General features: G+C 71.1%; 15 protein-coding genes. All 15 read left to right on the forward strand.

Annotation, left to right across the window (positions count from 1 at the left end; translation table 11 throughout):
• The first annotated feature begins 159 nt into the window (after nucleotides 1–159).
• The 15 genes from ACX80W_RS10600 to ACX80W_RS10670 all read left to right on the forward strand — a co-directional run bounded on the left by ACX80W_RS10600 (nucleotide 160) and on the right by ACX80W_RS10670 (nucleotide 17,023).
• Nucleotides 160–1,260: a BMP family lipoprotein gene (locus ACX80W_RS10600; RefSeq protein WP_459283039.1), complete on the forward strand. Its 1,101-nt coding sequence runs from the start codon at nucleotides 160–162 to the stop codon at nucleotides 1,258–1,260.
• A gap of 139 nt (nucleotides 1,261–1,399) precedes the next feature.
• Nucleotides 1,400–2,944: an ABC transporter ATP-binding protein gene (locus tag ACX80W_RS10605; protein ID WP_459283041.1), complete on the forward strand. Its 1,545-nt coding sequence runs from the start codon at nucleotides 1,400–1,402 to the stop codon at nucleotides 2,942–2,944.
• Nucleotides 2,941–4,338 carry an ABC transporter permease gene (locus tag ACX80W_RS10610; RefSeq protein WP_459283043.1) on the forward strand — a complete coding sequence of 466 codons (1,398 nt, stop codon included), beginning with the start codon at nucleotides 2,941–2,943 and terminating at the stop codon, nucleotides 4,336–4,338. Before ACX80W_RS10605 ends, ACX80W_RS10610 begins: the two co-directional genes overlap by 4 nt.
• The gene (locus ACX80W_RS10615) at nucleotides 4,335–5,624 is read left to right on the forward strand and encodes an ABC transporter permease (RefSeq protein WP_459283045.1); all 1,290 of its coding nucleotides are present in this window, start codon (nucleotides 4,335–4,337) and stop codon (nucleotides 5,622–5,624) included. The genes ACX80W_RS10610 and ACX80W_RS10615 overlap by 4 nt, the downstream gene beginning before the upstream one ends.
• Before the next feature lie 81 nt (nucleotides 5,625–5,705).
• Complete coding sequence (locus ACX80W_RS10620) at nucleotides 5,706–6,116, forward strand: cytidine deaminase (RefSeq protein WP_459283047.1); 411 nt, start codon at nucleotides 5,706–5,708, stop codon at nucleotides 6,114–6,116.
• A gap of 56 nt (nucleotides 6,117–6,172) precedes the next feature.
• On the forward strand, nucleotides 6,173–7,459 hold the full coding sequence (locus tag ACX80W_RS10625) for a thymidine phosphorylase (RefSeq protein ID WP_459283049.1): 1,287 nt from the start codon (nucleotides 6,173–6,175) through the stop codon (nucleotides 7,457–7,459).
• Between the two features lie 210 nt (nucleotides 7,460–7,669).
• Nucleotides 7,670–8,320: a DedA family protein gene (locus tag ACX80W_RS10630; RefSeq protein WP_459283125.1), complete on the forward strand. Its 651-nt coding sequence runs from the start codon at nucleotides 7,670–7,672 to the stop codon at nucleotides 8,318–8,320.
• Between the two features lie 39 nt (nucleotides 8,321–8,359).
• On the forward strand, nucleotides 8,360–9,505 hold the full coding sequence (locus tag ACX80W_RS10635; RefSeq protein WP_459283051.1) for an adenosine deaminase: 1,146 nt from the start codon (nucleotides 8,360–8,362) through the stop codon (nucleotides 9,503–9,505).
• Between the two features lie 7 nt (nucleotides 9,506–9,512).
• The gene (locus ACX80W_RS10640) at nucleotides 9,513–10,253 is read left to right on the forward strand and encodes a MazG nucleotide pyrophosphohydrolase domain-containing protein (RefSeq protein ID WP_459283052.1); all 741 of its coding nucleotides are present in this window, start codon (nucleotides 9,513–9,515) and stop codon (nucleotides 10,251–10,253) included.
• Nucleotides 10,254–10,363: 110 nt separating this feature from the next.
• Nucleotides 10,364–11,644 carry a phosphopyruvate hydratase gene (gene eno / locus ACX80W_RS10645; protein ID WP_459283054.1) on the forward strand — a complete coding sequence of 427 codons (1,281 nt, stop codon included), beginning with the start codon at nucleotides 10,364–10,366 and terminating at the stop codon, nucleotides 11,642–11,644.
• 75 nt (nucleotides 11,645–11,719) lie between these two features.
• Entirely contained in the window at nucleotides 11,720–12,418 is a 699-nt protein-coding gene (locus ACX80W_RS10650) for an FtsB family cell division protein (protein ID WP_459283056.1), read from the forward strand.
• Between the two features lie 47 nt (nucleotides 12,419–12,465).
• On the forward strand, nucleotides 12,466–13,119 hold the full coding sequence (locus tag ACX80W_RS10655; RefSeq protein WP_459283058.1) for a DUF501 domain-containing protein: 654 nt from the start codon (nucleotides 12,466–12,468) through the stop codon (nucleotides 13,117–13,119).
• Nucleotides 13,116–14,060, forward strand: a complete 945-nt coding sequence (locus ACX80W_RS10660) for a Ppx/GppA phosphatase family protein (protein ID WP_459283060.1) — start codon at nucleotides 13,116–13,118, stop codon at nucleotides 14,058–14,060. The genes ACX80W_RS10655 and ACX80W_RS10660 overlap by 4 nt, the downstream gene beginning before the upstream one ends.
• A gap of 4 nt (nucleotides 14,061–14,064) precedes the next feature.
• Complete coding sequence (locus ACX80W_RS10665; protein ID WP_459283062.1) at nucleotides 14,065–15,546, forward strand: S8 family serine peptidase; 1,482 nt, start codon at nucleotides 14,065–14,067, stop codon at nucleotides 15,544–15,546.
• Nucleotides 15,547–15,580: 34 nt separating this feature from the next.
• On the forward strand, nucleotides 15,581–17,023 hold the full coding sequence (locus ACX80W_RS10670) for an NAD(P)/FAD-dependent oxidoreductase (protein ID WP_459283064.1): 1,443 nt from the start codon (nucleotides 15,581–15,583) through the stop codon (nucleotides 17,021–17,023).
• The last annotated feature ends 59 nt before the right edge of the window (nucleotides 17,024–17,082 follow it).

Raw genomic sequence — 17,082 nt, forward strand, 5'->3', positions numbered from 1 at the left:
GCGCGTCGCCCGCCCATTAGAGTGTTTCCATACTGTGCCGCACACTCAAGGTGCGGCCAGCGCCGCGACCACCAGGGAACATCCAGGCTTCGAGCGCGACTCGGGACAGGGACGTCCTGGCGATCGACCCGCGGGGCTAATTTTCTTATCGGAGGAATATTGAAGAACTCACTGCGCACATCGCGGCGCGGCGCCGGCCTTTCGGCTGCCGTCCTCGGCGCGTCGGCCCTCATTCTCAGCGCCTGCGGCGCCCCGCCGGCCGAGGAAAACGCCGGATCGGGCGAGAACTCGGACTACCTCGGCTGCATCGTCTCCGACTCGGGCGGATTCGACGACCGCTCCTTCAACCAGTCCAGCTACGAGGGACTGAAGAAGGCCGAGAAGGACCTCGGGATCGAGATCAACCAGGCCGAATCGCAGGCCGAGACCGACTTCGGCCCCAACGTCGAGACCATGGTCCAGGCCGGCTGCAACCTCACCGTCACCGTCGGCTTCCTGCTTGCCGACACGACCAAGGAAGCCGCCGAGGCCAACCCGGACTCGCACTTCGCGATCGTCGATGACAACTCCATCGAGGCCGAGAACGTCAAGCCGATCATCTACGACACGGCGCAGGCCGCGTTCCTCGCCGGCTACGCAGCGGCGGCGACCTCCGAGACCGGCAAGGTGGCCACCTACGGCGGCATCAACATCCCCACGGTGACCATCTTCATGGACGGCTTCGCCGACGGCGTCGCGTACTACAACGAGCAGAAGGACGCCGACGTCGAGCTGCTCGGCTGGGACAAGGAAGCCCAGAACGGCACCTTCATCGGCAACTTCAACGATCAGGGTGCGGGCAAGACCAACACCCAGAACTTCATCAACGAAGGCGCCGACGTCATCATGCCGGTCGCCGGGCCCGTCGGCCTCGGCACCCTCGACGCAGTGATCGAAGCCAACGAGGCCGGCAAGAAGGCCACCGTGGTGTGGGTCGACTCCGACGGCTACGAAACCGCGGGCAAGGGCGAGGAGTTCATCCTCACCTCGGTCATGAAGCTCATGGGCGACGCGGTCAACGAGGTCATCAGCTCCGACGTCGAGGGCAACTTCGACAGCACCCCGTATGTCGGCACCCTGGAGAACGGGGGCGTGGCCCTGGCCCCGTTCCACGACCAGGAAGCCAACGTTCCCGAAGAGCTGCAGGGCGAGCTCGACGAGATCAAGGAACAGATCATCTCGGGCGACATTGCGGTTGAGTCCGCAGCAAGCCCCAAGTAGCACAAGGCACTCCTTGAACCGCTTCCCTCCTGCGGAACCATCCCGGGAGGGAAGCGGTTCGTTTTTGTGGACCGGGACGGGGGCACCCGGTGCCGGTACGAACACCTGAAGTCCAAGCACAGAACAGATTGGGTGGGTTGTGAAACTCGAACTCAAAGGGATCACCAAACGCTTTGGTTCCCTGGTCGCCAACGACCACATCGACCTCGTGGTCGAACCCGGACAGGTCCACAGCCTCCTGGGCGAAAACGGTGCCGGCAAGTCGACCCTGATGAACGTCCTCTACGGGCTGTACCAGCCCACCGAGGGCACCATCCTGGTCAACGACGAGCCCGTGACCTTCTCCGGCCCCGGCGAGGCGATGGCCTCCGGGATCGGCATGGTGCACCAGCACTTCATGCTCGTGCCCGTGTTCACCGTGGCCGAGAACGTGGCGCTGGGCAATGAGTCAGTCGGCGCCGGCGGGCTCCTCAACCTGCAGGACACCCGCACCCGGATCCGGCAGATCTCCGACCAATACGGGTTCGACGTCGACCCCGACGCCACCGTGGAAGACCTTCCGGTCGGCGTGCAGCAGCGCGTTGAGATCATCAAGGCCCTGGTGCGCGACGCCGAGGTCCTCATCCTCGACGAACCGACGGCCGTCCTGACGCCCAAGGAGACCGACGAACTGCTCGGCATCATGGGCCAGCTCAAGGCCGACGGGAAGTCGATCGTCTTCATCTCCCACAAGCTGCGCGAGGTCAAGGCCGTCTCCGACGTCATCACGGTCATCCGCCGCGGCAAGGTCGTCGGCACCGCCGAACCCGGCGCCTCGACCACCGAACTCGCCTCCCTCATGGTCGGCCGCTCGGTCAACCTCACCCTGCAGAAGGCACCCGCCGCCCCCGGCGAGGTGACCTTCAAGGTGCGCGACCTCACCGTGCGGGCCGCCAACGGCCAGCACGTCGTCGACGGGCTCAGCTTCGACATCGCCAAGGGCGAGATCCTCGCCATCGCCGGTGTGCAGGGCAACGGCCAGACCGAGCTCACCGAGGCGATCATGGGGCTCCAGGACCACGTCAGCGGCTCGATCACCCTCCACGGCGAGGAACTCGTGGGCCGCAGCGTCCGGGACGTCATCAAGGAAGGCGTCGGCTTCGTCCCCGAGGACCGCAGCGTCGAGGGCCTCGTGGGCACCTTCTCGGTCGCCGAGAACCTCATCCTCAACCGCTACGACGAGGCGCCGTTCGCCCGCGGACTCACGATGCGCCCCGGCGTCATCGAAAAGAACGCCGAGGAGAAGATCGCCGAGTACGACGTGCGCACCCAGTCCGCCTCGGCGGCGGCGGGAACGCTATCGGGCGGCAACCAGCAGAAGGTCGTCATGGCGCGGGAGTTCTCCCGGCCGCTCAAACTGTTCATCGCGTCCCAGCCCACCCGCGGCGTCGACGTCGGCTCCATCGAATTCCTCCACAAACGCATCGTCGCCGAACGCGACGGCGGCACCCCGGTGATGATCGTCTCCACCGAGCTCGACGAGGTCCTCGAGCTCGCCGACCGGATCGCCGTGCTGTACCGGGGGCGCCTGATGGGGATCGTCCCGGCCAACACCTCGCGTGACGTGCTGGGCCTGATGATGGCCGGCATGCACGCCGACGAGGCCCTGGCGCAGGCCACCGAACTTTCAGGAGGGGACAAGTGAGTCCGCAGGAAAACCCGCCGGTGACACCGGACACCGCCGGAAGCCAGCCGCCCACGCGCCGTGCCGCGCAGGAGGCCGCCCGCGAGGAGGAACGCCGCCTCGAGGCCGCCGCCGAAACCGGCGGGGGACAGGTACCGCCGCCGGCCGTGCCCGCCGCCCCGGCCGCCCTCGCCGCCGCCGGCGGCGGGGACGGGCAGCCGCTGATGCAGCGGATCATGACCGGCAACGCCCTCGTCGCCGTCCTGGCCGTGGTGCTCTCGCTCATCCTGGGCGGGCTGCTGATCGCCATCACCGACGAGGACGTGGCGCGGTCCGCCTCCTACTTCTTCTCCCGTCCGATGGACACCATCGGCGCCGCCTGGTCGGCCGCCTCCGGGGCGTACATCGCGCTGTTCCAGGGCTCGGTGTTCAATGCCGGCGGCGAAAGCTTCGCCCGGATGATCTACCCGCTGACCCAGACCCTCACCGTGGCCACGCCCCTGATCTGCGCCGGCCTCGGCGTCGCCCTGGCCTTCCGCGCCGGCCTGTTCAACATCGGCGCCCAGGGCCAGATCCTCATCGGCGCCACCCTCGCCGGCTGGGTCGGGTTCACCCTCAACCTGCCCTTCGGCATCCACCTGCTGCTCGTGATCCTCGCCGGCATGCTCGGCGGCGCGATCTGGGGCGGGCTCGTCGGGGTGCTCAAGGCCCGCACCGGCGCCCACGAGGTCATCCTCACCATCATGCTCAACTACATCGCGATCAACCTCGTGCTGTACCTGCTGAGCACCCCGGGCTTCCAGCGCCCGGGCTCCACCAACCCGATCAGCCCCCAGCTCGACGCGACGGCGCTGTACCCGCCGCTGCTCGGCAGCGGCTTCCGGCTCCACTGGGGCTTCGTCGTCGCCGTCCTCGCCACGGTCTTCGTCTGGTGGCTGCTCAACCGCTCCACCGTCGGTTTCGAACTGCGGGCCGTGGGCGCCAACGCCACCGCCGCCCGCACCGCCGGGGTGAGCGTCAGCCGGGGCTACATCCTCGCGATGGCCATCGCCGGCGCCCTCGCCGGGCTCGCCGGCGTCGCGCAGGTCGCCGGCACCGAGAAGGTCCTCACCTCCGGGGTCGCGGCGAGCTTCGGCTTCGACGCCATCACCGTGGCGCTGCTGGGCCGCTCGAGCCCCTGGGGCACCTTCGCCGCGGGCCTGCTGTTCGGGGCCTTCCGCGCCGGCGGCGTCACCATGCAGGCCTCGACCGGAACGAGCATCGACATCGTCCTGGTCGTGCAGTCCCTGATCGTCCTGTTCATCGCGGCCCCACCGCTGGTGCGGTCGCTCTTCCGCCTGCCCACCCCGGGCGCCGTGCCGTCCGCCCGGGCCCGCAGGAACCGCAAGACCGCAGCCACCGGAGGCGCAGCATGAGTACAGCCACCACCGCAGCCCCGGACCGCTCCGCCGCACCCGCAGGAGCGCTCCGCAGCTGGAAGACCCCGATCCTGCTGGCGGTCCTGGCCGTCGTCGCCCTGCTCGTCTTCGGCGCCGGGGCGCCCGGCAACGACGTGACGTTCCGCCTCTCGGACCCGGGCGACGCCATCGTGCTGCCCAACCTCGTGCTGCCCGCGGCGGCGACCGGCTGGCTCACCGCCGTGGCCCTGGCCGTCCTCGCCGTGCTGGCCACCCTCGCCACCCGGCGCGGGGAGGCGGTGCCCGGCTGGCTCGTCGCCGTCTTCGCCGTCCTCTTCCTCATCGGCTTCCTCACCTGGGTCGTCGGCAGCGCCAACAACCCCAATGTCGCCCTGTACGGGCTGCTCGCCGGATCGGTCACCCTCGCGGTGCCGCTGATCTTCGGTTCGCTCTCCGGGGTGCTCAGCGAACGCTCGGGCGTCGTCAACATCGCCATCGAGGGCCAGCTGCTCTTCGGGGCCTTCGCCGCCGCCGTGGCGGCGTCGGTGTCGGGCAGCGCCATCGTCGGCCTGTTCGCCGCGGCCCTGGCCGGCGTGATCGTCTCGTTCCTCCTGGCGGTGTTCAGCATCCGCTACATCGTCAACCAGGTCATCGTCGGCGTCGTGCTGAACGTGCTCGTCTCCGGCCTGACCGGCTTCCTGTTCTCCTCGGTGCTGAGCAAGGACGCCGAGATGTGGAACACTCCGCCGCGGCTGCCGGTGCTCAGCATCCCGGTCCTCTCCGACATCCCCATCCTCGGACCCATCCTGTTCGAGCAGACGATCGTCGGCTACCTCATGTACCTCGCCGTCGCCGTCGTGTACATCGCGCTCTACCGCTCGCGGTGGGGCCTGCGGACCCGCGCCGTCGGCGAGCACCCCAAGGCCGCCGACACCCTGGGCGTCAACGTTAACCGGACCCGGTTCATCAACGTGCTGCTCGCCGGTGTCGTCGCCGGCGTCGGCGGCTCGTTCTTCACCCTCGTCTCGGTGTCCGGCTTCGGCCGGGACATGACGGCGGGCCAGGGCTACATCGCCCTCGCGGCGCTGATCTTCGGGCGCTGGAATCCAATCGGTGCGTTCTTCGCCGCCCTGCTCTTCGGCTTCGCCACGAACCTCTCGAACGTGCTCAGCTTGCTCGGAACCCCGGTCCCGGACCAGTTCCTGCGCATGCTGCCCTACGTGGTGACGGTCTTCGCCGTGGCCGGCCTCGTCGGGCGCTCCCGTGCGCCGGGCGCCAGCGGCATCCCCTACGTCAAGGGCTGAGCCACCCCCGGACCGTCCGGCCGCGCGCCGGGCGGTCCGGGGCAGCCCGCCGCCAAGAAACACCACGAAGGAGCGATTCCGGTGACCGAGACGGCCCCCGCACCCCGCGACCTCCCCTGGGAGGACCTAAAGCAGGCGGCAACCACCGCGATGCAACGCGCGTACGTCCCCTATTCGAAGTTCCCCGTCGGAGCCGCCGCCCTGATCGACGACGGCCGCATCATCTCCGGCTGCAACGTCGAAAACGCCTCCTACGGGCTGACCCTGTGCGCCGAGTGCGCCCTGGTGAGCAGCCTGGCCATGACCGGCGGCGGCCGCATCGTCGCCTTCAGCTGCGTCGACGGTGCGGGCAACACCCTGATGCCGTGCGGGCGCTGCCGCCAGCTGCTCTACGAATTCCGCGCGCCCGGCATGGTGCTTCAGACCGTCAGCGGCATCCGCACCATGGACGAGGTCCTGCCGGACGCCTTCGGGCCCGACAACCTCGCCTGACCCTGCGAGACCACCCCCTGCGAGACCCACCCCCACGAACCCCCAGAGGTAGAACCATGACTGAAGCCTTCGACGCCGTCGACATCATCCGGACCAAGCGGGACCGGGGCACGCTCACCCCGGAACAGATCGACTGGACGATCGACGCCTACACGCGCGGCGCGGTGGCTGACGAGCAGATGGCGGCCCTGAACATGGCGATCCTGCTCAACGGCATGGACCGGGCCGAGATCTCCCGCTGGACGGCCGCGATGATCGCCTCCGGGGAGCGCCTGGACTTCTCCTCGCTCGGCCGCCCAACCAGCGACAAGCACTCCACCGGCGGCGTGGGGGACAAGATCACCTTGCCGCTGGCCCCGCTCGTCGCCGTCTTCGGGGTCGCCGTGCCCCAGCTCTCCGGCCGCGGCCTCGGCCACACCGGCGGCACCCTCGACAAGCTCGAGTCGATCCCCGGCTGGCGGGCCCACCTCAGCAACGAGGAGATGATGCGCCAGCTCGCCGACGTCGGCGCCGTCATCTGCGCGGCCGGCACCGGCCTGGCCCCGGCCGACAAGAAGCTCTACGCCCTGCGCGACGTCACCGGCACCGTCGAGGCCATCCCGCTCATCGCCTCCTCGATCATGAGCAAGAAGATCGCCGAGGGCACCGGGTCGCTGATCCTCGACGTCAAGGTCGGCACCGGCGCGTTCATGAAGAGCCGGGAGGACGCCCTCGAACTGGCGCGCACCATGGTCGACCTGGGCACCGACGCCGGGGTGCGCACCGTGGCGCTGCTGACCAATATGAGCACCCCGCTCGGGCTCACCGCCGGCAACGCCATCGAGGTGGAGGAATCCGTCGAGGTCCTCGCCGGCGGCGGCCCGCAGGACGTCGTCGAACTGACGGTGCGCCTGGCCGAGGAGATGCTCGCCGCGGCGGGCGTGACCGACGCCGACCCCGCCGCAGCCCTGAAGGACGGCCGGGCGATGGACGTGTGGAACCGCATGATCGAGGCGCAGGGCGGCGACCCGCGGGCGGAGCTGCCGGTGGCCCGGGAGTCCGAGACGATCTACGCCCCGGCCGACGGCGTGCTGGTCGAACTCGACGCCCTGTCCGTCGGCGTCGCGGCCTGGCGGCTCGGTGCGGGCCGGGCCCGCAAGGAGGACGCCGTGCAGGCCGGCGCCGGGGTGCGGATGCACGCCAAGCCCGGCGCGCTCGTGCGGGCGGGGGAGCCCCTGATGACCCTGCTGACCGACACCCCCGAGCGGTTCGAGCGGGCCCGGGAGGCCCTCGCCGACGCCGTCGTCATCGCCCCCGAAGGCTCCCGCCCGGCGCAGGAGCTCATCCTCGACCGGGTCTCCTAGGCGCCCGCCGGGCCGCGCCCGGCACCGGGCCCGGCCCCGACCCGGCCCGTAGGGGATCCGGCCCGCAGCGGGGGGTGTAATGGGGGCTTCCCCTGATGCGTGCCCGCCTGCCCCGGGGCAGGCTTGTCCAATGGTCATCGAGCATAGGCAGGGCCGCCCCCGGGGGCCCAGGGCGCCGGCGGGCACTCCGTGGACCTGACCGCGTCCCTGCTGGCCGGGCTCGAGTCCTTCGTTCTCGACGCCGCGGCGCAACCGTGGGTCTACCTGCTGGTGTTCGCCTGCTGCACCGTCGACGGGTTCTTCCCGCCGTTCCCCAGCGAGTCGGTGGTGGTGGGGCTTGCCTCCCTGATCCTCACCCAGGGCAACCCCCACCCGGTGCTGCTGGCCCTGGTGGCCGCGCTCGGGGCGTTCGTCGGCGACAACACCGCCTACGCGATCGGCCGGGGCATCGGGCCGACCCGCTTCCGGTGGATGCGCCGGCCCCGCATGCGCCGTTCCTTCGCCTGGGCTTCCCGCGAGCTCGACAAGCGGGCCGCGTCACTGCTGCTGGTCGGACGTTTCCTGCCCATTGGCAGGGTGGCGGTGAACCTTGCCGCCGGCACCACCGGCTACCCGCGGCGGCGCTTCACTGCCCTGTCGGCCATCGCCGGGGGCGTGTGGGGCGCCTACTCCGTGGCGGTCGGGGTGGTCGCCGGCGCCTGGTTCTCCGGCAACCAGCTGCTCGGGGTGGCCGTCGCCATCGCGGTGGCCGTGGGAATCGGCATCGTCGTCGACCGCGTGTTCAGCGCGGCCTCCGGCCGGGGGAGGCTCCACAGCCTCCCGGCCGCGGCCGAACCGGACCGGCCCGAGCGGGCCGCCTGAGGGTGCCGCCCGTTCGGCGCCCCCTGTAGGGTTGAACGCGTGACTGACACCTCAAGAACCCCAGCCCCGGGCACCCCATTCGACCTGCGCCGCCTCCCCAAGGTCTCCCTCCACGACCACCTCGACGGGGGACTGCGCCCGCAGACGATCCTCGACCTGGCGGCCGAGGTGGGGCATTCCCTGCCCGTCTCCGACCCCGCAGGGCTCGGACAGTGGTTCCGTGAGTCCGCCGACTCCGGATCGCTCGAGCGCTACCTTGAGACCTTCGACCACACGATCGCCGTCATGCAGACCCGCGGCGCCCTGGTGCGGGTCGCCCGGGAGTTCGTCGAGGACCTCGCCGCCGACGGCGTCGTCTACGGCGAGGTGCGGTGGGCGCCCGAGCAGCACACGGCCCGCGGCCTGAGCCTCGACGAGGCCGTCGAGGCGGTCCAGGAGGGGCTGCAGGCCGGCGTCGAGGCCGCCCTGGCCTCCGGCCGGGTCATCCAGGTCGGCCAGCTCATCACCGCCATGCGCCACGCGGACCGCGGCCAGGAGATCGCCGAACTCGCGGTGCGCCACCGCGACCGGGGTGCGGTCGGGTTCGACATCGCCGGGGCCGAGAAGGGCTTCCCCGCCTCGCGGCACGCCGACGCGTTCACCTACCTCGCGGCGCACCAGTTCCCGGCCACCGTCCATGCCGGCGAGGCCGACGGGCTGGAGAGCATCGTCGACGCGCTCGTCTCCGGGCGGGCCCTGCGCCTCGGCCACGGGGTGCGGATCGCCGAGGACATCTCCCTCGAGGCCGCCGGTTCCAACGCCGACGCGAACGGCGAGGAGGGCGTGGAGACCGCCATCCTCGGTCCGGTCGCCGCCTGGGTGCGCGACCGCGGCATCCCCCTTGAGCTGTGTCCGTCATCGAACCTGCAGACCGGGGCCGTCGAGGCATTCGGCGGGGACATCGCCAGCCACCCGATCGACCTGCTGTACCAGCTGGGCTTCAAGGTGACGGTGAACACCGACAACCGCCTGATGAGCGGGGTGACCCTCACCGGAGAATTCGAACTCCTCGTCGACACCTTCGGCTACGACCTCAGCGACCTGCTGGAGCTGACCCTCAATGCGGTCGACGCCGCCTTCCTTCCGCTCGAGGACCGCGAGGCCCTCGCGGAGTACGTGGTGTCCGAGTTCGAGACCGCCGCCTAGCTCCGGCATGCAGGCACTCCCCGGACCCGCGGCGCCGGCGGGCGGAACAGGCGCGGCGGTGGAGCGCCTCGTCGAGGTCATCGCCGCCCTGCGCGCCCGCTGCCCGTGGATGGGCGCGCTCACCCACGCCTCCCTCGTGCGGTACCTCATTGAGGAGAGCTACGAACTCGTCGACGCCCTCGAGGCGCTCGAACGGGCCGGCGGCACCGAACCGGAGCGCGGCCGCACGCGGGCCGAACTGCGCGGGGAGCTCGGGGATGTGCTGCTGCAGGTCGTGCTCCACTCCCAGCTCCAGCAGGAGCAGGGCAGCTTCGGCCTGCGGGAGGTCACCGAGGGGCTGACGGCCAAGATGATCCGCAGAAACCCCCACGTCTTCGCGGCCGACGGCTCCCTGCTGGCGGCCCCGGACGGCGGGCAGGGTGCCAGCGCCGAGGAGATCGCCCGCACCTGGCAGGACGTGAAGGACCGCGAGGGTCACGGGCGGTCCTCGCCCTTCGACGGCATTCCGCGGCACCTGCCCGCCCTGGCCCGGGCGGCGTCGACCCTCCGGCGGGCCGGGGCCCCCACCGCGGATGCCGCTTCGGCCGATGCGGGCGGGCCGCTCACCGAGGACGAGCTCGGCGAGGCGCTCTTCGCGCTCGTGCGCGGAGCCACCTCCCGCGGCCTCGACCCCGAGCGGGCGCTGCGCGCCGCCGTGCAGCGCTTCCAGGACGCCGCGGCGGATCCCGGGCCGGCCGGCGGCGGGTGATCCGCGTCCGCCGGCCGCGGCGGTGAACTACGCTTAAGGCGGCACTGCCGACGCTTTGACCACCGTTCCCGCGGTGCGATTTCGACCCCTCCAACCAAAGGAGCATTTCCATGGCAATCATCGACGCCATCCACGCGAGGGAAATCCTCGACTCCCGCGGCAACCCCACCGTTGAGGTGGAGGTCCTGCTCGACGACGACACCTTCGGCCGCGCGGCCGTCCCCTCCGGTGCCTCCACCGGCGCCTTCGAAGCCAACGAACGCCGCGACGGCGACAAGGCCCGCTACCTGGGCAAGGGCGTCCTGCAGGCCGTCGAGGCGGTCATCGACCAGATCCAGCCCGCCCTGCTCGGCTACGACGCCGCCGACCAGCGCGCCATCGACCAGGCGATGCTCGACCTCGACGGCACCGACAACAAGTCGGGCCTCGGCGCCAACGCCATGCTCGGTGTCTCCCTCGCCGTCGCCCGCGCCGCGGCGGAGTCCTCGGCCCTGCCGCTCTACCGCTACCTCGGCGGCCCCAACGCCCACGTGCTCCCCGTGCCCCTGATGAACATCCTCAACGGCGGCTCCCACGCGGACTCCGACGTCGACATCCAGGAATTCATGATCGTCCCCCTCGGCGCGGCCTCCTTCTCCGAGGGCCTGCGCTGGGGCGTCGAGGTATACCACGAGCTCAAGGCAGTCCTCAAGGAAAAGGGCCTCGCCACGGGCCTCGGCGATGAGGGCGGCTTCGCCCCGAACCTGCCCTCGAACCGCGACGCGCTGGACCTGATCACCACCGCCGTCGAGCGGGCCGGCTACAAGCCCGGAACCGACATCGCCTTCGCCCTCGACGTCGCGGCCTCCGAGTTCTACAGCGACGGTGTCTACACGTTCGAAGGCAAGTCCCTGAGCACCGCCGAGATGAGCGCCTACTACGAAGAGCTGGTGCGCGACTACCCGCTGGTGTCCATCGAGGACCCCCTTGACGAAGAGGACTGGGAGGGCTGGAAGGCCCTCACCGCCTCGCTCGGCGACAAGGTGCAGATCGTCGGCGACGACCTGTTCGTCACCAACCCCACCCGCCTGGAGCGCGGCATCACCGCCGACACGGCCAACTCGCTGCTGGTGAAGGTCAACCAGATCGGCACGCTGACCGAAACCCTCGACGCGATCTCCCTGGCCCAGCGCTCGGGTTACACGACGATCACCTCGCACCGCTCCGGCGAAACCGAGGACACCACGATCGCCGACATCTGCGTCGCAACGAACGCCGGCCAGATCAAGACCGGTGCCCCCGCCCGGTCCGAGCGGGTGGCCAAGTACAACCAGCTGCTGCGCATCGAAGAGGAACTCGACGACGCCGCCCGTTACGCCGGGCGCAGCGCCTTCCCGCGTTTCACTGCATAGTTGAACCGGAGGGCAGTTACCCTCGTTAGACGGGGTCCGTAGGGATCCCGGAGCAGCAACCAGCCGAGGAGTGCCATGTCCGCCCGCCGCCCCAACGTGCCGCATGCCGTCCGTCCGTCGCCCCACGCGGCGGACCGGGCGGCCGCCGGCGCGCCTCCGGCGAAGCCCGGCACCCATCCGGGCCAGGTCGGGGGGCCGGCGGTGGAGCGGACCCGAACCAAGCCCGTTTCCAAGGCGGCGCCCGGCCCGCAGGCCGCGCCGCCCCGGAAACGGGCCACCCCCTCCGAGGTCCGGGCGGCCGAACGCGAACAACTCGCCGGGGCCATCCGCCGGGCGGGCGCGAGCGCCATCCGGCCGAAGAACCGGGTGATCGTCCCCGCCGAGGACGCGAAACCCATCCCCGCGCAGTCCTTTTCGGGGCGCCTCCTGGCGTTGGCCCTCGTCCTCGTCGCGGTGATCGTGCTGCTGGTGCCCTCGGTGAGCAACTACCTCCGCCAGCAGGGCGAGGTCGCGGCCCTCCGGGAGCAGATCGCCGAACAGCAGCAGGCGCAGGAACGCCACCGGGCGGACCTGGCCCGCTGGGACGACCCCGCGTACATCAAGCAGCAGGCCCGCGAACGCATCTTCCTCGTGATGCCGGGGGAGAAGCGCTACCTGGTCAAGGGCGGCTCGGGCATCGAGGAGTCCACCGGCGTCGGCTCCCCGGAGCAGCCCTCGGACCTGCCGTGGGTGGATTCGCTCTGGGAATCGGTCTCCCGCGCCGCCACCGACTGATCGAACAAGTTCACCTGCCCGCGCCGGGCAGCAAGGAAGGAGCCTCAGTGGCTCAGCAGGACGAGCGCACCCCCACGGAGAAGGACCACGAGGTCCTGAGCCGCCAGCTCGGGCGCCCGGTCCGCGACGTCGTCGAGATCGGGGCGAGGTGCGTGTGCGGCAACCCGCTGGTGGCTGTGACGGCCCCCCGCCTCAGCAACGGCATCCCCTTTCCCACCACCTACTACCTGACCCACCCGGTCATCACCTCCGCCGTCTCCCGGCTCGAGGCCGACGGTGTGATGACGGAGATGACAGGGCGGCTCGGCCGCGACGCCGACCTCGCCGAACGCTACCGGGCCGCGCACGAGGCCTACCTCGCGGCCCGCGCGGAGGTCGGCGAGCGTGCCGGCACCGGACCGGTCCCGGAAATCGACGGGGTGTCCGCCGGCGGCATGCCGTCCCGGGTGAAATGCCTCCATGTGCTGGTCGGACATTCCCTGGCGGCGGGCCCAGGGGTCAACCCGTTGGGGGATGAGGCGCTCGAGGCCATCGCCTCCTGGTGGACCGCCGACGTGTGCTACTGCACCGGCGCCTGGGACACCTCGGGCGAGGCGCCGTCGGCCGACCTCAGCCGGCACACCAAGACCCAGGGGCTCAGCCCCGAGGAGCTCGAGCGCAAGCGCGCCGGGCGACGAGCCGAAGCACAGGAGAAGCAATGAGGACCGCCGCAGTTGACTGTGGAACGAACTCCATCCGGCTGCTGATCGCCGACATCGAGGACGGGGTGCTGACCGACGTCGAACGGCGCATGAAGGTGGTGCGCCTTGGGGAGGGGGTCGACGCCACCGGCCGGCTGTCGGAGGCCGCCCTGGCGCGGACCTTCGAGGCCGCCGAGGAATACGCCGGACTGATCCGCCGACACGGCGCCGAGGGGCTCCGCTTCGTGGCGACCTCCGCCTCCCGCGACGCCGAGAACCGCGATGTCTTCGTCGACGGCATCCGCCAGCGCCTGGGCGTCGAGCCCGAGGTGGTCAGCGGTGACGAGGAGGCCTCGCTGTCCTTCCGCGGCGCCGTGAGCGTGCTCGACGTTCCCGCCACCGACACCGTGATGGTCGTGGACCTCGGCGGCGGCAGCACCGAGTTCGTCGCCGGCCGCGGCGGCGCAGTGACCGCGGCGCGCAGCATGGACATGGGCTGCGTGCGGTTCACCGAACGCTTCCTCCGCTCCGACCCGCCCACCGGTGCGGAGATCGAGGCGATGGAACGCGAGGTCCGCGCGCTCATCCTCGAGGCCGGCAGTGAGGTTCCCTTCGGGGAGGTGGACGCCCTGATCGGCGTCGCCGGAAGCATCACCACGGTGACGGCGCACGCGCTTCAGCTTCCCTCCTACCTTCCGGAGCGCATCCACGGCGCCCGCCTGAGCACCGCCGCCATCGCCGGTGCCGCCGACGACCTGCTGCGCCTCGACCACGCTGCCCGGGCCGCCCTGCCCTACATGCACCCCGGCCGCGTCGACGTCATCGGCGCCGGGGCCCTGATCTGGAAGTGCGTCGTCGAATACCTCGCCGAGGCCACCGGCGGCCGGGTCGGCTCGGCCGTGGCCAGTGAGCACGACATCCTCGATGGCATCGCCCTCAGCGTTCCCGCCCTCCGGAAGTGATTTCTTGACCTTTTCGCCTGCCAGCACCGCACCTTCAGCTCCTCCGGCAACCGCCTTGGCGGCCCGGCGCCGCCTGGCCTCCCGTGCCGCAGCCGCGGTCCTCACGGCTGCGGTGCTGCTGGGCACTGCGGCACCGGCCCGGGCCGACGCCATCCGTGACAAGCAGTACTGGCTGCAGGACTACGGGGTGACCGAGGCCTGGAAGTCGACCCAGGGCGAAGGGGTCAAGGTCGCGGTGATCGACAGCGGCGTCGACGGCACCCACCCCGACCTGCGCGGCGCCGTCTCCGCCGGCGTGGACGCCTCCGGCGCCGGGCGCGCCGACGGCCAGCAGGGCATCGGTGAGGTCCCCGAACACGGGACCCTCGTCTCCACGCTCCTGGCCGGACGCGGGCACGGGCCCCGCTCCACCGGCGCACCCGCGCCGTCGCCGCTGGCCGGGTTCGGCCAGGGCCCCGACGGCATCGTCGGAGTTGCGCCGAAGGCGGACCTGCTCGCCGTCTCGGTGTGGATCGAGGGCCCCAACAGCGGCCCCAACCCGGCCGGGATCGGCACCGACGAGCAGATCCCCAATGCGGTGCGGTGGGCGGTGGACAACGGCGCCAAGGTCATCAACATGTCCCTCGGCAGCACCTCGACGACCTGGCCCGAAAGCTGGGACGAAGCCTTCCTCTACGCCGAGCAGCGTGACGTCGTCATCGTCGCCGCTGCCGGCAACCGGGCCGGCGGCCTCACCCAGGTCGGCGCCCCGGCCACCATCCCAGGCGTCCTCTCGGTCGCCGGCCTCGACCGCAGCGGCGTGGCGAGCCGGGAGTCCTCCTCCGAGGGCATCAGCATCGCCGTCGCCGCGCCGTCGGAGAACCTCGTCGGCGGACTGCCGGGGGCCTTCTACGCCGAATGGTCAGGCACCTCGGGCGCCGCCCCGCTCGTCTCCGGCGTGGCCGCGCTGATCCGCTCCAAGTACCCGGAGCTCAGCGCATCGCAGGTCATCAACCGCATCGTCGGCACGGCCCGAGACGCCGGGGCGCCGGGATTCGACACGATCTACGGCCACGGCGTCCTCGATGTCGCCGCCGCCGTCGGCGCCGACCTCGAGGTTCCCGAGGCCAACCGGCTGGGCAGCATCGAGCAGTGGATCCAGGTGTACCGGCGGGGGAAGCCGCCCGCCGAGGCCCAGCCGACCGCGCCGGCCGGTGACAGCTCGGCGCCGGAGATCCCGGCGGCCCCGGTCCCGCAGGCCCACGAGGGCGCAGGCACCTCGACGGTGCTGCCGCCGGTGGTGGTCCTTGGCTTCTCCGGCCTGTTCGTCGTGCTCCTGATCGCCGGCGCCGTCCACGTCCTGCGCGTCCGCCGGGCCGGGCGGGATACGCCCGGCCAGCAGGAGGCCGACACCGGGGTCTTCGACCTTCCACCCCGGCCCGGACCGCCCGCCGAGGGGGGCGGAAACCGCACCGAAGCCGGCCAGCGAGAGGTTCCGCACAGCTAGTGAAGACTTTCACAAAGTCCGGTAGTATCGAGCCATGGCATCGAACCCACTGTTCTCTGATCGTCCGCGCATCCTCGTCGTCGGAGGCGGCTACGTAGGGCTCTACGTCGCCCACAAGCTGCAGAAGAAGGTTAAGTCCCACGGTGGCATCGTCACCCTGGTCGATCCCCTTCCCTACATGACGTACCAGCCGTTCCTCCCCGAGGTGGCAGCCGGAAGCATCGAGGCGCGCCACGCCATCGTCTCCCACCGTGTCCACCTGCCGCAGACGGAGCTCATCAGCGGCCGGGTCACGGGGGTCGACCACGCGGCGCGCACCGCGACGATCGAGCCCGCAGGTGACGGCGAGCCGTTCACGCTCGGCTACACCGACATCGTCATGGCCGCCGGCGCCATCACCCGCACCTTCCCCATCGAGGGGCTGAAGGACCAGGGCATCGGCCTGAAGACCATCGAGGAGGCCGTTGCGCTGCGCAACCAGATCCTCGAGCGCATCGAGACCGGCTCGCTGCTGCCGGCCGGCCCCGAGCGGGACCGCATGCTCACCTTCGTCGTCGTCGGCGGCGGGTTCGCCGGTATCGAAGCCATCACCGAGATCGAGGACATGGCCCGCGATGCGGTGAAGAAGAACGCCCGCCTCCAGCGCTCCGACGTCCGCTTCGTGCTGATCGAGGCCATGCCGCGCGTCATGCCCGAGGTCAGCGAGCAGCAGGCCGTCTGGGTCGTCGAGCACCTGCGCTCACGCGGCATCCAGGTCCTGCTCAACACCTCGCTCGCCAGCGCCGTCGACGGCAACCTGAAGCTGATCAACATGCCGGACAAGACCCCGGCCGACGAGTTCACCAGCGACACCCTCATCTGGACCGCCGGCGTGCAGGCCAACCCCATGGTCCGCTCGACCGACTTCCCGGTCGACGAGCGCGGACGCCTGCGCGCGAATGCCGAACTGCGCATCACCGGCGACGACGGGCCCCTCCAGCACGCCTGGACCGCCGGCGACGTCGCCGCGGTGCCGGACCTCAGCGGCGGTGGCGTCGGCGGGTTCTGCGTTCCCAACGCCCAGCACGCGGTCCGCCAGGCGAAGCGCCTGGCCAAGAACATCTACGCCCAGAACTACGGCGTGGGCCGGGTCCAGGAGTACAAGCACACCAACCTGGGTGCCGTCGCCGGGTTCGGCACGTTCAAGGGCGTCGCGAACATCATGGGCTTCGGGATGCGCGGCTTCCCCGCCTGGCTGGCCCACCGCGGCTACCACGGCATGGCCATGCCGATGTTCGAGCGCAAGGCCCGGGTCATCTCCAACTGGTCGATGAGCTTCATCTTCGGCCGGGACCTGGCGCCGATCGCGGACCTGCAGACCCCGCGCCGCCAGTTCCGCAGCGCGGCCACCCCGCCGCCGAAGAAGGACACCGCGCTGCCGTCCGCGCCTCCGGCCCCGGCCGGTGCGGCGAGCGGAAAGGCCGCCGCCAGCGCCTAGCCTCTCCGGTTACCCGGTGACGACGGTGGGTTCCCGCAGGAGCGGGGGCCCACCGTCGG

This window comes from Arthrobacter melezitosi, assembly GCF_054511055.1.